The organism is Cetobacterium sp. 2A (genome assembly GCF_014250685.1).
GTDB lineage: Bacteria > Fusobacteriota > Fusobacteriia > Fusobacteriales > Fusobacteriaceae > Cetobacterium.
In genome coordinates, this window is record NZ_JACFAJ010000006.1 from 850,493 (window position 1) to 867,435 (window position 16,943).

The 16,943-nt window shown below is 30.1% G+C and carries 13 protein-coding genes; 10 read left to right on the forward strand and 3 right to left on the reverse strand.

The features are described 5' to 3' along the window. Positions 1 to 17: 17 nt before the first annotated feature. The 10 genes from galE to H3N56_RS08110 all read left to right on the forward strand — a co-directional run bounded on the left by galE (position 18) and on the right by H3N56_RS08110 (position 13,883). Positions 18 to 1,007: a UDP-glucose 4-epimerase GalE gene (gene galE / locus H3N56_RS08065; protein ID WP_185880685.1), complete on the forward strand. Its 990-nt coding sequence runs from the start codon at positions 18 to 20 to the stop codon at positions 1,005 to 1,007. A 47-nt stretch (positions 1,008 to 1,054) separates the two neighbouring features. Then, positions 1,055 to 1,759, forward strand: coding sequence for a biotin--[acetyl-CoA-carboxylase] ligase (locus H3N56_RS08070; protein ID WP_185880686.1), 705 nt, complete (start codon positions 1,055 to 1,057; stop codon positions 1,757 to 1,759). Between the two features lie 13 nt (positions 1,760 to 1,772). After that, complete coding sequence (locus tag H3N56_RS08075) at positions 1,773 to 2,405, forward strand: ion channel (protein WP_185880687.1); 633 nt, start codon at positions 1,773 to 1,775, stop codon at positions 2,403 to 2,405. Continuing rightward, on the forward strand, positions 2,398 to 3,435 hold the full coding sequence (mnmA, locus tag H3N56_RS08080) for a tRNA 2-thiouridine(34) synthase MnmA (RefSeq protein WP_185881101.1): 1,038 nt from the start codon (positions 2,398 to 2,400) through the stop codon (positions 3,433 to 3,435). Before H3N56_RS08075 ends, mnmA begins: the two co-directional genes overlap by 8 nt. Positions 3,436 to 3,458: 23 nt before the next feature. Beyond that, complete coding sequence (locus H3N56_RS08085; RefSeq protein ID WP_185880688.1) at positions 3,459 to 4,526, forward strand: Xaa-Pro peptidase family protein; 1,068 nt, start codon at positions 3,459 to 3,461, stop codon at positions 4,524 to 4,526. Between the two features lie 18 nt (positions 4,527 to 4,544). Next, on the forward strand, positions 4,545 to 5,135 hold the full coding sequence (locus tag H3N56_RS08090; RefSeq protein ID WP_185880689.1) for a trans-aconitate 2-methyltransferase: 591 nt from the start codon (positions 4,545 to 4,547) through the stop codon (positions 5,133 to 5,135). Between the two features lie 149 nt (positions 5,136 to 5,284). Further along, positions 5,285 to 6,055, forward strand: coding sequence for a hypothetical protein (locus H3N56_RS08095; protein WP_185880690.1), 771 nt, complete (start codon positions 5,285 to 5,287; stop codon positions 6,053 to 6,055). A 23-nt stretch (positions 6,056 to 6,078) separates the two neighbouring features. Then, on the forward strand, positions 6,079 to 6,516 hold the full coding sequence (locus H3N56_RS08100; RefSeq protein WP_185880691.1) for a hypothetical protein: 438 nt from the start codon (positions 6,079 to 6,081) through the stop codon (positions 6,514 to 6,516). 17 nt (positions 6,517 to 6,533) lie between these two features. Continuing rightward, the gene (locus H3N56_RS08105) at positions 6,534 to 9,179 is read left to right on the forward strand and encodes a hypothetical protein (protein WP_185880692.1); all 2,646 of its coding nucleotides are present in this window, start codon (positions 6,534 to 6,536) and stop codon (positions 9,177 to 9,179) included. Between the two features lie 105 nt (positions 9,180 to 9,284). Next, the gene (locus tag H3N56_RS08110; protein WP_185880693.1) at positions 9,285 to 13,883 is read left to right on the forward strand and encodes a hypothetical protein; all 4,599 of its coding nucleotides are present in this window, start codon (positions 9,285 to 9,287) and stop codon (positions 13,881 to 13,883) included. A gap of 43 nt (positions 13,884 to 13,926) precedes the next feature. Here the strand turns inward: H3N56_RS08110 and bioA are convergent, their stop codons facing one another. From bioA to bioB, 3 genes are read right to left on the reverse strand one after another with little or no spacing between them, the layout of a single operon-like run. After that, positions 13,927 to 15,282 carry an adenosylmethionine--8-amino-7-oxononanoate transaminase gene (gene bioA / locus H3N56_RS08115; RefSeq protein ID WP_185880694.1) on the reverse strand — a complete coding sequence of 452 codons (1,356 nt, stop codon included), beginning with the start codon at positions 15,280 to 15,282 and terminating at the stop codon, positions 13,927 to 13,929. Next, positions 15,283 to 15,951, reverse strand: a complete 669-nt coding sequence (gene bioD, locus H3N56_RS08120) for a dethiobiotin synthase (RefSeq protein WP_185880695.1) — start codon at positions 15,949 to 15,951, stop codon at positions 15,283 to 15,285. Continuing rightward, on the reverse strand, positions 15,938 to 16,924 hold the full coding sequence (gene bioB, locus H3N56_RS08125; protein ID WP_185880696.1) for a biotin synthase BioB: 987 nt from the start codon (positions 16,922 to 16,924) through the stop codon (positions 15,938 to 15,940). Before bioB ends, bioD begins: the two co-directional genes overlap by 14 nt. Positions 16,925 to 16,943 lie beyond the last annotated feature (19 nt).

Sequence of the window (16,943 nt, forward strand, 5' to 3'; positions counted from 1 at the left end):
TATTGGGGGGAATATAAATGGCGATATTAGTATGTGGAGGAGCAGGTTATATAGGAAGCCACGCTGTTAGAGCATTATTAGATTCTAAAAAGGACGTAATAGTTTTAGATAACTTGCAAACTGGACATGTGGATTCTGTTCCAGAAAATGTAAAGTTAGTTTTAGGAGACTTAAGAGATACAGAATTTCTAAACAAAGTTTTTAAAGAAAATAAGATAGATGGAGTAATTCATTTTGCTGCTGATTCGTTAGTAGGAGAGAGTGTAGTAAATCCATCAAAATATTTTGAAAATAATGTTATGGGATCGTTGAATCTTTTAAATGCTATGAAAAAATATGGAGTAAATAAAATCGTATTTTCTTCAACAGCAGCAACTTATGGAGAACCAGAAAATGTTCCAATATTAGAAACTGATAAAACTGAACCAACAAACCCATATGGAGAAAGTAAACTTATGGTGGAGAAAATGCTAAAGTGGTTTGATCAAGCTTATGGGATTAAGTATACAGCACTTAGATATTTTAATGTTGCTGGTGCAATCTCAACAGGTGAAATTGGAGAGGACCATCAACCAGAAACTCATTTAATTCCAATAATTTTACAAGTTGCTTTAGGAAAGAGAGATAAAATAGCTATTTATGGTGATGATTATCCAACTCCTGACGGAACTTGCATAAGAGATTATATACATGTTATGGATTTAGCAGATGCTCACTTGTTAGCTTTAGATAGATTAGGAAGAGGAGAGGAAAGTAGAGTTTATAATCTTGGGAATGGGGAAGGATTCTCTGTTAAAGAGGTTATAGATGTTACTAGAAAGGTTACAAAACATCCAATACCAGCAGAAGTTTCTCCAAGAAGAGCTGGAGATCCTGCTAGATTAATAGCAAGTTCTGAAAAAGCTATAAAAGAATTAGGGTGGAAACCAAAATATAACTCATTACAATCTATAATTGAAACAGCTTGGAATTGGCATAAAACTAATCCTGAAGGATATAATGATTAAAAAAATTAGGCAGGATACCCTGCCTAATTTTATATTTAGGAGGAAAAATGAGAATTTTTAAATTTGATACAATAGATTCAACAAATAAATTTTTAAAGAACTTAAAAGATAGAGAAGAGTATGATTTAGTTATAGCTAAAACTCAGAGTGCTGGAAGAGGAAGAAGAGGAAATGTATGGCTTTCAGAGGAGGGAGCAGGTCTTTTTAGTTTTATGTTAAAAGAAGATAAAGAAATATCCATGGATGAATATGCAAAGCTTCCAATTGTGATAGGATATTCAATTTTAAAAGCTATGGAAAAAATATCAGGCTTGAAAATGCTTTTTAAATGGACAAATGACGTTTATTTAAATGGAAAAAAATTAAGTGGAATTTTAGTTGAAAAAGATGGAGATAATTTTATAATTGGAATAGGTATAAATATAAATAATACAGAATTTTTTGAATTAAATGATTTTGCAACTTCTTTAAAAAAAGAAACAGGAAATGATTATAGTATAGATGAAGTAATTTTTAAAGTAATAGAAGAATTTAAAATTCAATATGAAAGATTTGTAAATAAAGAATGGGATATAATTTTAAAAGAAATAAATACAGTGAATTATTTATTTGGAAAGAGAGTAAAAATAGTTGGAATAAAAGAAGAATTAGAAGGAATAGCCGGTGATATCCTTGAAAGTGGAAAATTAGAAATATATATAGGACAAGAAACTAGAGAGTTCAATATCGGAGAGATTCATATTTGTAAATAAAGGAGAAATAAATATGGATGAGGAATGGAAAATTATAAGAATAGTTATGAGCGTATTGCCAATTTTATTTCTAGCAAGAAAAAATTTGGTTATGAAAGATGGACCGTTAAAAGCTAGTTTTTTGATAATATATTATTCTGTATTTCTTCCAATTCTAAACTTAAAATCATATAAATATCAAGAAGAGAGTTTAGGAATATTTGGAATTGTTATAGCAATAATAAATGTTGGTTTTTTGATAGCATCACATGTAGTATTAATAAAATATACTTTTACAGATTTATTTTTAAGGAAAAGAAAAATTGTAGCAAGAGATATTTTAATAGTAATTACAACATATATAACACTCGCAATTAGTTTTGGTTTTATCTATGCAATCGTAAGTCTTTCTAGTAGTCAACCAGTTTTTTATGGAATGCCACCTAGAACCGATATGTTACATTTCTATTTTAAACATATGTATTTTAGTTTTATAACTATAGCTACAGTTGGATTTGGAGATGTGTACCCACTCACGATGCTAGCTGAATTTCTAGTTGTACTTGAAGTACTGGTAGGAGTTGTGATAGTCAATATAACCTTAGCACTGATTGTGGGATCAGGAATATTCAATTTAAATGAGGAGAAAAATGGGAAAAATAAATAAAGTTGTGATAGGAATGAGTGGAGGTGTAGATTCTTCTACATCCGCTTATATATTGAAAGAAAAAGGATATGAAGTAATTGGAGTCACTCTAGTACACTCTGATTCACAAAAAAAATCTCAAGATATAGTTGATGCTAAGATAATATGTGATAAACTAAATATTGAACATATTATCTTAGATATTGAAAAAGATTTTAAAGATGAGGTAATAAAATATTTTATAGAAGAATATTCAAAAGGTATGACACCATCACCTTGTGTCGTTTGTGATGAAAAAATAAAAATGAAAAAATTATTGGAAGTTGCAGATACGATAGGAGCAGAGTATATAGCTACAGGACATTATTGTAAAATAGAATATTCTGAAGAGTTTAAAACATCACTCTTAAAAATCTCAGCTGACGAGAAAAAAGATCAAAGTTATATGTTATATAGAATAAAACCTGAAATATTAAAAAGAACACTTTTTCCTCTATATGGTTATAAAAAAGAGGAAGTTAGAGAGATTGCAAAAAAAATGGGATTAGAAGTTCATGACAAAAAAGATAGCCAAGGAATATGTTTTGCACAGGAAGGATATATAGAGTTTTTAACTAGAGAGCTTGGAGAAAAGTTAAAAACAGGGAATTATATAGACAAAAATGGAAATATTATGGGTGAACATAAGGGATATCAATTATATACTATTGGACAAAGAAGAGGACTTGGGGTATTATTTCCTAGAGCTTATTTTATTACAGATATAAATCCTGAAAAAAATGAGATCACTTTGGGAGAGTATGACGAGTTATTAAAAAGAAAGATAAAACTTCAAGATGCTGTTTTTAATATTTCAAAAGAAGAAATTGTAAAATTAGAACTATTGGCAAGACCGAGATTTTCAAGCAAAGGATTTTTAGGAAAAGTTGTAATAGAGAATGATAAAATCTATTTTGAATTTAACAAAGCTAATCATCAAAGTGCACCTGGGCAACATTTAGTTTTTTATTGTGATGGATATGTTTTGGGCGGTGGAAAAATAGTTTTTTAATATAAATAACTGGGGAGGAATATATGAATCTAAAAGCATTGATGGAAAAAAATGGTATTGAAGGAATTCTTGTAACAAATATTTTAAATATTAAATGGTTAAGTGGTTTTACTGGAACTACAGGAATAGTTTTAATAATAGGAGATAAAAAATATTTCATCACAGATTTTAGATACATTACACAAGGGGAAAAAGAGGTTATACCTAATGGATTTGAACTTGTAAGAGAAGATAAGTCTCCGTTAGAAAAAGTAGCAGAGATTTTAACTATTCACAATGTCAAAAAGTTAGGAATAGAGGGAGATACAGTTACAATATCTCAAATGGAAGCTTTTAAAAAGACTTTCCCTAAATTAGAATATATAAACTTAGAGGACAGTTTTTTTAAAATGAGAATGATAAAAACGGAAGAAGAAATTTCTATAATAAAAGAATCTGTATTAATTGCTGAGGAAGCTCTAAAAGAAACTATAAAGATTATAAAACCTGGAATGAAGGAAATAGAAGTATGTACTGAGCTAGAGTATCAAATGAAAAAAAGAGGTGCATCTAAACCATCTTTTGATATTATAGTGGCTTCAAATGAAAGATCAGCATTACCTCATGGAGTAGCAACAGATAAAATTATAGAGAATGAAGGATTTTTAAAAATCGATTTTGGATGTTTTTATAAAGGATACGTTTCCGATATAACTAGAACTTTTTATTTAGGGAAAAATCCGTCAGAGAAACATTTAGAGATATATAATATAGTGAAAGAAGCTAATGAATTAGCTATTTCTCATATAAGAGCTGGGATTACTAATAGAGAACTAGATAAAATCGCTAGAGACTACATAACTGAAAAGGGATATGGAGATAGATTTGGTCATGGATTAGGTCATGGTATTGGATTACAAATACACGAACTACCAGGAATCTCTTATAAGGCTGAAGAGATAGTTTTACAGGAGAATATGGTTATAACAATAGAACCTGGAATTTATTTAGAAGGATTTGGGGGAGTTAGAATAGAAGATGATGTAGTAGTGAAAAAGGATGGATATGAACTGCTGACTACCTTAACTAAAGACTTAGTTTTTATAGGGTAATCTGCGAAAGGAGTTTCAATGTTTAGTAAAATAGTAAAGGAAAATATTGAGAAAGAACTTCAAAAGCATACTGCTGACAAAATGGAGATATACGTATATGGAAGTGAGGAGTTCTATTCAATTTTAAATGTTGGATGTGAAACAAATTTTTTCATACAAAAAGTTGTTAAGAGGTTTCCCAATTCTAAAATAGATATCATAGATACAGATATTGAGAATATAAATAAAATAAAAGAGATTACGCTTGGTATAAAAAGAGAGATAAATTATATATGTGAAGATATTGAAGAATACCATATTCCAGAAAAATATGATTTGATATTTTCAAATTTGGCTCTACATTTGATAAGTGATTTTCATGGATTATTAGATAAATTTTATGCTTATCTAAATTATGGTGGAAAAATAGTTTTTTCATCTATATGTGAAAAGGTTTATAGCCATAATTTTCTCTTAGATGATATATTAATACAAAAGTTTAGTTCGGTAAATGAAATAAAAAAAATAGTAAAAAACAAATTTAGAGTATTGATAGTGGATGAAGAGATACTAAAAGAACAAAAGGATATCAGTATAGATATAGTTTATTTTGTTTTAGAAAAAATATAGTTTGTAGATAGAGTCGGAAGTATTTCCGGCTCTATTTTTTTACCAACTTATAAGTTTCAATTATTTTGAAATTCGGAGGAATTATATTTAAATTGTTGAATATACGTGCAACGCAGAAATATTAATATCTTAATAGGGGGACAGATAAAATGAAGAAGAAGATCTTATTAATTGGATTGCTAGCTATTTTAGGTTGTGGAACTAAAATGGATTCCGATTCATACGTTAAGGAAGCAAAAAAAGTTGTATATAAAAAATCGGACGAGAGTTTTTTAGAGGATTCAACCAGAGATAAATTAAAGACTTTGAAAAAAGAGATAGAGACTTTGTACAAGGAATCAGGAACACTAAGCTATACATTTATAGGTGATTTAAATTTACCAATGACAGCCTTAATAGAGGGAAAAAAATTAATACTACCAATATATCCACTAAAGACATCACAGCACATAACATTAGATATTGGGGTATTTTTTAATTTAGAAAATTCAGAGACAGAAGTTTATATTGAGAATTTCTTTATAAATTATGATGATTTCAAAGCTGTTATGACTGAAGCTTCGGAATATATAGAGTTAACTCAAGGAAAGACATTTGGAAAATATATCTTAGAGAAAAAAATGACAAAGAATCAAGTTGTAATGGCTTTTCCTCAAGGGGAGAAAAGATTATTCAATGTATTTATGACATTTGATGAGTTGAATAATGTAAACACACTTAATTTCCAAGAAGAGGTACCAGAGAAAAATGGAAGAATTATGATGACATTTAAAAACTATAAGATAGTAGAAATTGCTAAGCAATTAAATTCAGAGCTAATTTCAAATGCTATAAATACTAATATTCCTAAGCTTGAAAGTGAAGTACAACAGCTTTTAAATAGCTATAATGAGCTTAATAAAACATTAGATAAAAAATAAAAAATAGAAATTAGGAGGGATTTATGAAAAAACTTTTAACGCTTTTTATGATTATTTCTGCAACGATATTTGCAGAAATAAAAACGGAATTAGTAGCTCAAAAGGTAGTGACTTCTTCAGAGGGAAAAATCGAGAGAGTGTCAGCAGAAAACGCAAACCCAGGAGATATTATCAACTATAGTTTTTTTATGACAAACGAAGATAATGAGACTGCAACTAATTTAAATCCTACAATACCAATTCCAATGGGAACGTCGCTTATCCCAGATACTATTTCTCCAAAAGATTTTAAAGTAACAATAAACGGTAGAGATTTTTATGATTTTCCAATAAAAGTAGATGGAAAAGATGTTCCAAATAGTGAATATAGAGTTGTTTCTTGGAGTATACCTGAACTTAAAGCTAAGGGAGAGAAAAAAGTTGAGCTTAGCGTACAGATACATACAGTGAATAAAAACTAAAAAGGAGATGAAAGTTTATGGGAAATTATTTAAAACGGTTTAAGTATTTACTTTTTTTGGTTATGACAGCACTACTATTTTCTCAAAGCGCTTTAGCAGAAGGGGAAGGAAAAGTTACACCAGCTTATAATACTGATATCGGAAACCAAGCTACCTTAACTTACACCGGATTGGACAATGAAATGAAAATTGTTCTATCAAACATTGTAATTACTAGAGTTCAACAATTGTACTCAGTAAGTATTACACCAGATAGAACGGCAACTACTTATCCTGGACAAACAGTATTATTTAGCCATACTGTTAAGAATAACGGTAATGGTCCAGACGAAATTTTAGTTACTCCACCACCTTATCCAGCAGGATATACTGTAAAAATGTATCTAGATACTAATAGTAATGGACAAATTGATAATGGAGAAACTGCAGTTACTACTACCCTAGGAACAATACCTGGGAATAGTTCAGTTAGTTTATTGGTATCAGTTACAACTCCAACTAATGGAAGTGGAACTGTTGGGCCATATATTATATCCGTATCAAGTAAAGGTGACCCTAGTAAAATTGGTAGCGCAAACGAATCAATTACTTATACCCAATTTGCAGCAGTTTCTGTAATGAAGGCTTTAGGATCGAGTGAAGGGATGTCTGATATAGATAGAGAAGTAGATGTATATTTTAAAATAGGAAACTCAACAGCAGCAACAGATGCAGTTACATTTAATTTAACTGAAACATTAGATTCAAATTTCAAATATGTACCTGACTCAGCAAGATGGGTAAATTTTGGATCAGAGACAGAAGTGAAATTACCAGATAATGGATCAGGTGGAGGAGTAACTTTTGCTTCAAATGCAGCTTCAGGAGCAATAAGTTTGCAAGTGCCAACTATTCCTAAAGATAGTCCAATAGGAAAAACAGGAGGATATTTAAAGTTTAAAGTTAAAGTGTTAGCAAGAACACCAGTTATGACAATCTATAATAAAGGTTCTTATACTTATACAAATGCACCAACAGGAGGAACAGCAGTACCGAGTGCAGATACAAATACCGTATCATATGATGTTTTAAAATATGTTCAAGCTACATTTACAGGTTGGACTATAGAAGAAGCAGAACAAGGAGAACTTTTAAAATTTGAAAATAAACTTACAAACACAGCAAATGCACCAGAAACTTATGATTTAAGTACTTATGAAGATCTATTCCCAGCAGGAACTCAGTTTACTATGACTATTATTGCTGGTAATGGAAATGAAACATTCCCAAGAGATACAACGGGAGATGGAAATGAAGATACAGGAATTTTAGGAGTAAACGAAACTATTAAAATAAATCTTTATGCAAAATTACCAGTAACAGCGTATGGAAAAAATTATAGTATAATCAAAAAGGCAACAAGTTCATATAATAAAGAATACTCTGTAACTGCAACTGACTTAGTAAAAACAGTTTCAACAGTTTCAGTAGATTTGACAAACAATCAATCGTTAATTCAAAATGAAACAGCTCCAGGATATGGAAAAGGACCAGAACAATCTCCAGTTACTCAGATTTCTATTAACCCAGGTAGTGAAGGAATATTCGAACTTTATGTAAACAATACAAATAAATACGTAACAGATGATTTTGCATTAGATTATAGTACTTCACCAAGTTTTGCAAATAATACTTTACCAGACGGTGTAACAGTAAAATTTGCAAATACAGCAGGAGCAGAAATAACAAGAACAGGAGAATTACAACCAGGAGGAAACTTAAAGGTAGTAGTTACTGTTAGTACAACAAAGGATGTTTTAGCAGGAACACAAGCATTATACTTTAGAGCTAAATCAGTTGCAACTGGTGCATCAGATATAAAATATGATGCCTATACAATAACAGCTACAAGAAGCATAGCGATTACACCTAATAATACTGGATATACATATGCAGGTGGAACTATTGTATATCCACATACAGTAAAAAATAATGGTAATGTATTGGAAGGAGATGGAATTTCAAGTAGCCTAAATCTTTTCACAACAAATTCATTGACTAACTGGACATCACAAATATTCTTAGATGTAGATGGAAATGGAGTATATAATCCAGTTACAGATGTACCGTTTGTAGATTTCGCTACTATAGGTGGATTAAAACCAGGTCAATCGGTTGGAATATTTATAAAAGTTATATCTCCAGTAACTGCTCAAACTAATGAAAAAGATTATACCGTGATTAATGGAAACCTTTCTCAAGGAACTTATCCATCATCACCAATAGTTACTAGCGCAACAGATACAACTACAATCCAAAGTTCAACTTTAACAATTGAAAAATTCCAATCATTAGATGGAAATATTTATACTAAAGCTTTACAATTAGCAAAACCAGGACAAAAGATATATTATAAAATAGTTACTAAAAATACAGGAAACGTTGATGCTAAAGATGTAGTAATACAAGATAACGTACCACAATATACTTCAATAAATAAAAAAGCAACTTATACACTTACCCCTTCAGGTGGATCAGAAGGAGCACCAAAAACAGCTGAAACATCACCAGATGCTAATGGAAAGGGTGCAATTGTAGCTAAACCAGGAGTAGTACAAGGAAATGGTGGAATGGCTACTCTTTACTTTGATGTAACTATAGATAAAGGCCCAGAGTATAACTAAATAGCATATAAAATTACATAATAAAAACAAAATCCCCTAGCATTAAAAACCTAGGGGATTTTGTCCATTAGTGGAAATATTTAAAGAAAGAAAAAGGGGGATGAAATGAGAATTAAAAGTAAATTTTTTTTGATTTTTTTCTTATTTTTTCTATCTTTAAATATATTTGCTAGTAACACATACCTTAGAAATATAGCCTATGTTATGGTTGAAGAAAATGAACCTATATATTCAAATGCAGTAGAAACCGTTGTAGAAGAAGATTTATCTTTTTATTTAATAAGTGATTCTATTGAAGAAATTGAATCATTATCTGGAGTAGAAATAATATTTAATGCTCACTTTATTTTAAAAAGCGAAGTAAATGATAAATTTACATTTGGTTTAATTAATCCGGATGGAGATTATTTTATGGAAAGATATGTTCTTTACAATGATAAAAATAAAAATGGTATTCCGGAAGACGACGAAATTTTAAGAGAATCAGATATAATAGATGTAAATCCAGCAGAACCTATTAAACTTATAGTCAAAGCTAAAATTCCAAAGGGATTGTCTTCAGGTTTAAAAACTCATATGAATCTATATTCAACAAAAGTTACGAATCAATCAAAAAAAGATATTAATTATATGGTAAAAATATCAAACTATGATATGGATGAATCTCAAAAGATATTGATAGAAAAAACTACTGATAGATTCGATGTAGAAATAGGAGAAATTTTTAAATATAAAGTTAAGATAAAAAATACGACAGATACTCCAATTTCAAAATATAAGATATTGGATTATTTACCTAGAGGAATAAAATTAATAGAGAATAGTATAAAAGTAAATAATCATGATAAATTTAGACTTATTAAATCGGAGGAGGGGTTATTTACTCTAGAGATAGATGATCCAAGTGATGAAGTTGAAATATCATATGTTGTACAGGTTGGAGTTACAACAAAAATTGGAAAAAATACAAATAGGGTAACTGCATATGGATACTCAGATAACAAATATTTTGGTTCTAATATGGCTAGTGCAGATGTAGAAGTTGATAGTTATGCTTTTTCAATGAGAGGTGTAATATTTGGAAGAGTATTTGTGGATTTAAATAAGAATAATCTTTATGAAAAGGGAGATATACCTATCCCAGGAGCAAAAATATATTTAGAAAATGGGGACTATGCGATTACAGATAAAGATGGAAAATATAGTATATTTGGAGAAAATTCAATTACTCACATAGCTAAAATTGATATGTTATCCATTCCTAAAGGAGCTACACCTGTACCAATAAATAGTAAATATAGTAAAAATGGAGAATCTGCTTTTGCAGATTTAAAAACTGCTCAGCTTCATAAAGTAAATTTTGCATTTCAAAATGCAAATGAAGATTTTATAAAAAATGTAGAAAGTAGAAAAGAATATTTAGAAACTCTTCCTGATGAAATAGAAAATGTATTAGAGAATAGAGAGTTAGAATTTAGAACTAAGATTTATAGAGAAGATAGAATAGAAAGAGAAAATATCATAGGTGGAAGAGAAGAGTTAGCATTTCCAACAAATTTTGGACCTTCTTTATCTGAAGTTACTGAAGAGACAAAAGTAGAAGAAGAAAAGAGTTTGGATACTCAACTAGAAGAAAAAATTATGTCAACTGATGATACATTGGATTTTATGAATGTAAAAGATGGAGATTCTGTCAATGATATTATGACCTTTCAAGTAAAAGGGCCAAGAAATGGGACACTGAATATATATATAAACGGAAAGGTAGTTCCAGTAAGTAAAATTGGAATAACAGCTTCCTCACAACAAAATAATGTATTTTTTCTAGAGTATAATACAGTTGAAATGGATGAAGGTAAAAATAAAGTTAAATTGGTGTATTCAGATATTTTTGGAGTTGAAAGAGATTCGAAGACTATTAATCTAAATGTTGCTGGAAAATATTCAGATTTTACATTTGAAGCAGAAAACAATTCGGAAGTTGAAATAGGACAACCTGTTAAAATAAAATTAGTAGCTCGTGATAAATATGGACATCCAATAAGACATACTGTTGGTGTAAGTGTTGAAACTAAATCTGGGAGATGGGTTACAAAGGATATTGATACTGAAAAAGATGGTTTGCAAGTTATATCTGACATGAACGGAACTGCTATTTTAGAATATATTCCGTCTGAAGGATCTCAAAAAGTTACCTTTAATATTAATTGTGAAGGAAAAGAGAAAAAAATAGATCTTCCGATAAGTGGTGGAAAACGACCAATATTTTTTAATGGAATTTTAGAGGGAAGAGTAGATTTTCAAAAGTTTTCAACAAATAGAGTAAATGAAGATAGTTATATTTTTGAAAATGCATTAGAAAATTTTGATACAACTTCGAACACGTCAGTTTCAGAAAGAGCAGCATTTTTCATGAAGGGAAATATTACGGATGAGTACTATTTAACTCTGGCTTATGATAATGTTCAAGAGGACAAAAAATTCTTTGGATATGTGGATCCAGAGGATTATTATCCAATTTATGGAGATAATTCAATAAGAGGTTACGAAGCTCAGTCAATTTCAAATCTTTATTTAAAATTGGAAAGAGGACCTTCATATTTTCTATATGGTGACTATGAAACTGATGAGTGGGAAGACGAGGATTTGGAAATATCAACTTATTCAAGAATTTTAAATGGTGGAGTTCTACGTTATGATGGGGAAAAACTAAAAGGAGGAGGGTTTGCGTCTAAAACTAGTTCAGAACAATTTATTGAAGAATTTAGAGGCGGTGGAGTATCAGGGCCATATAAGTTAAAAAATAGAGATATAATAGAAGGCAGTGAAAAAGTTGAAATTATAGTTTATAAAAGAAATAATCCAAATATAATATTAGAGAGAAAAGAACTAAGTAGATTTACAGATTATACTTTGGACATAGGAAGTGGACAACTTTACTTCTCAAGACCAGTTCCAGGTACAGATTTGGATTTTAATCCAATATATATAAGAGTTTCATATGAAGTTGACGAGGATATAAGTGCTGAAAAAAGATGGGTTTACGGCGCTGATTTGCAATATAGTTTGACAGAGTGGTTATCTATTGGAACAAAGTATGTTAAGGATGATAAAGAGGTAGAGAAGTATTCGATGAATAGCTATAATATGAAAATAAATTTTCTAAATGGACTATTGATTACTGAATTTGTTCAAACAGATAGTTTTGAATATGGGATAGGAGAAGCTTGGGGTGTTAAATATGAATATATTGGAGATAGGTTAGAAGCAGAGGCTACATACTCAACATCCAATGAAAATTTTTCTAATGAAAGTTCAGCTATTCTTGATAACCAAGATTCCCTTGAAGTTCTTATGGAATATCAAATTTTTAATGGAAAGAAATTAATATTAGAAGGAGATTATATTAAAGATAAAGAGGAACAAAGTGAAGAAAAAGAGTTATATATTGGAATAGAAAATCTTCTTGGAACAGAATTTATATTAGATATTGGAGTTAGACATTTTTCTGAAAAAAATGGAAGAACGGATTCTTTAGATAAAAAGAAAGAAAAAGATGATAAGTTCAATACTATTGGATCAAGATTGACATGGAAACCAACTAAGTTTGAAAATTTTGATGGATTTATAGAATATGAGCAAGATATTTTGGAGCCAGAATATAAAAGATTAGGTTTGGGAATGAATTACCGTGTATTCAAAGATACTATTGTATATTATAGACAAGAGTTTTTTTCTAACTTAGGAGAGGATTATGCTATAGAACCAGAAGATGAAGATAATAAATCAATTTTTGGTATAGAGAGTGGATATTTTCCTTTAGCAAAAGTATTTTCAGAGTATCGGGTTGTAAATGAAGATGAAGGAACTTATCCAGAAGTTGGTTCAGGATTAAAAACAGATTGGGAGCCATTTGAGAATCTTAAATTTTACGGGACGTTTGAAAAAATTACTCCGATGTCGAATCAAAGCTATGAAGGTGATTCGTCTGATTCGTCTAATTTATCTAATTCATCGTCTACAGCTCTTACTTTTGGATATAACTATAAAATAAATGAAACAACCAGAACTACAGGAGATTTTGAGTTCTCGTGGGATGATACAAGTAGTTTTCTTTCTAAATTGGGATTTGGTAAGAAAATTACGGAGAGCTTATCTTTACTTGCAAAAAACAGATACTATAATGATGATGATTTGGAAAAAGAAAATAGATTTATTTTAGGTATTGCCTATCGTGATGAAAAAAACGATAAGTATAATAGTTTGAATAAGTATGAGTTAAATTATGAAAAAAATATAAGAGAAGATAATTATAATCATAGAGCTCATATACTAAGAAGCTCACATAATTACCAGTGGTCTAGAGAACTTGAATTGACATATACTTTTTCAGGGAAATATGTACAAGATAAACTAGATGATATAAGTTCTAATTATTTTGGTTATTTAATGGCAGCTGGAACTAGCTATGATATAACAGAAAAGATAAATCTTGGAATAAATGGAGCTATTTATACAGATAAAGGATTTGAAACATCTAAATACGGTGTTGGAATAGAGGCAGGATACCTTATAAATTCAAATATATGGCTATCAGTAGGATATAATTTATTGGGATTTGAAGACGATGATTTTGATCCGAATGGAAGTTATAGATCAGGAGTTTATATGAGATTTAGAATGAATATGGGAGATTTTATTTGATTGGGTAGAGTTTACTACCCAATCATTTTATTTTTATAGAAAATTATCTACTTAGATACTCTTCGATAGATTTTTTACAAATTTGTAGCATTTTATCAATTTCTTCTTCTGTTATGATATAAGGTGGCATGAAGTATATTACATTTCCAAGAGGTCTTAAAATAGCACCTTTACTTAGAGCAATTTTATAAATTTCATATCCAACTCTATCTTCAGCTGGGAAAAGTTCAAGAGTTTCTTTATTTTTAACAAATTCAAGAGCTCCTATCATTCCGATAGTTCTAACCTCTCCAATATTTGGATGGTCTTTAAACATTTCGGTAGCTTTTGCTTTTAAATAATCCCCTTTTTTATTTACAGTTTCAAGGATATTTTCTTCTTTGAATATATTAAGAGTTTCAACAGCTATACGACAACCTAAAGGGTTACCAGAATAACTATGTGAATGAAGGAAAGATTTTCCTTCGAAATAATCAGCATAGAAAGCATCATAAATTTTATTTGTCATAAGAACGATAGACATAGGGAAGTATCCCGCTGTTAATCCTTTTCCTACACACATAATATCAGGAGAAACATTAGCATGGTCACAAGCAAACATTTTTCCTGTTCTACCAAAACCAACAGCTATTTCATCAGCTATAAAATGTACATTTAAAATTTCTGTTAATTCTCTTAATTTTTGAAGATATCTTGGAGAGTAGATTCTCATTCCAGCAACACCTTGTACAAGAGGTTCTAAAATTACACCAGCTACCTCTTCATGCTGAAGCTCTAAAGCCTTTTCCATATGCTCAAAACACTCTGCATCACAAGAAGTATAGTTTTTACCATATTCACATCCAAAACAATTAGGACCTTTAACTTTTATAGATTCTTTTATTAGAGCTTTGTAAGTTTTTGTAAAGAGATCAATATCTCCAACAGCTAGCGCCCCAACAGTTTCACCATGGTATCCATTCACAAGAGAGATAAACTTTTGTTTTTTAGGATTTCCAGTTTGCTGATGATATTGAAAACTTAGTTTTAAAGCAACCTCAACACTTGAAGAACCATTGTCTGTAAAGAATAATTTTTCAAGTCCTTTTGGTGTTACAGCTGTTAATTTTTCACCAAGTTCAATTGCAGGTTTATGTGTAAAGTTAGCAAAAATTACATGTTCTAACGATGAAGCTTGATCACAAAGAGCTTTGTTTATTCTTTCATTAGAATGTCCAAATAAATTTACCCACCAACTAGAAACACAATCCATGTATGTTTTTCCAAACTCATCAGTTAAATATAAGCCTTTACCACTCTCTATAACTATTGGAGGAAATTTTTCATAGTCTTTCATTTGAGAACATGGATGAAAAATATGTTCTAAATCTTTTTTTTGTAGCTCACTTTTATTTATCATTTAAAATCCTCCTAAAAATTCCATTATTTTTTCTTTTTCAATTATATTTTGATTTGGAGAAATTAATAAGTAATTAGTTATTTTAGATGCTTCTAAAATAACTCTTACATTATCTTTTTCATAGAATTCATCAGTATAATTATTAAATATTAGTCCTTGAATAGGGATGTTTTTATCTTTTAGCAAAGCTATAGTTAGCATAGTATGATTGATAGAACCAACCTTAGAACTACAAACTAATATAACTGGTAGGGCTAAAAGATTTATAAGATCATACATATAAAAACTGTTCCTTATAATCGGAACATAAAGTCCCCCAGCAGCTTCTACGATAGTTGTAGGATGATCTTTTGAGATATTTTCAAAGCTGTCTTTAATTATCGCAGGATCTATATTGATATTTTCTTTTTCACTAGCTAAATGTGGAGAAACTGGATTTTCAAAAAGATATGTAGACATATTTTTATCGTATTTTATATCGTTGAAATCACAAAGTGATTTTGGATCTAAAGCTATAAAATTTCCATCTTCCATATAGCATCCTGTTTGTATAGGTTTATAATATCCTGGGTTTAAAAAAAATAAGGATTTAAAAAGTAGTGAGGAGATATATGTTTTCCCTATATCTGTATCAGTTCCAATTATAAAATACCCTTTATTTAATTTCAAATCCAGCCTCCTTAGCCATCTTAATATCTGAAGCTATAGTGCTTCCAGTAGTAGTTAAGAAGTTTCCTGTAAGAGCTGAATTTATACCAGAGTTAATTCCTAAAACTTCTAACTCTCCAAGTTGTAGACGTCCACCTGCAAAACGAATATCTATATTTGGTAAAATGAAACGATAGATAGCAATAGTTTTTATAATCTCCATAGGCTCAAGAGGTATAAAGTCCTCCATTGGAGTCCCTGGAATTGGTGTTAAGAAATTAAGAGGAACAGAATCTACATTTAAGTTTTTTAGTTCAAAAGCCATATTGACTCTATCTTCTCTAGACTCTCCAAGTCCAAAAATTCCACCGCTACATATTTTTAACCCAGCCTTTTTGGCAGAGATAATTGTATCAACTCTATCTTGGAAAGTATGTGTTGTACAAATCTCAGAGTAATAATCTCTTGAAGTTTCTAAGTTATGATGATAAGTAACAACTCCAGCCTCTTTAAGTTTTAAAGCAGCTCCATCTGTTAAAAGACCGTGAGATGCACAAAGATGTAGAGATGTTTCTTTTTTAAGATGTTCATAGATTTCAGTAAGTTTATCAACTTCACCTGCATCCTGTAGACCTCTTCCACTTGTTACGAGAGAGAACTTATGAGCTCCTTCTTCTTCGATGGCTACAGCAAGGTTTAGGGCCTCTTCCTTAGATACTAAAGAGTAAACAGGAGAAGCAGTTTTGAAATGTGAAGACTGAGCACAGTATCTGCAGTTTTCTGGGCATTTTCCAGATTTGGCATTCATAATTGTGCAAAGGTCAAAATTTTCTCCACAAAAAGCTTTTCTAATTTTGTTGGCTCCTTCACAAAGTATAGAGATTTCTTGTGAATTTTTTTCTATGTCAAGATTGATAAGATTTAGAGCCTCATCTTTAGAAATAGACCCGCCATTTAAAAGTTTATCAGTTAATTTTAAAATAAAATTTTTCATTTTTATCACCTCGTATTTT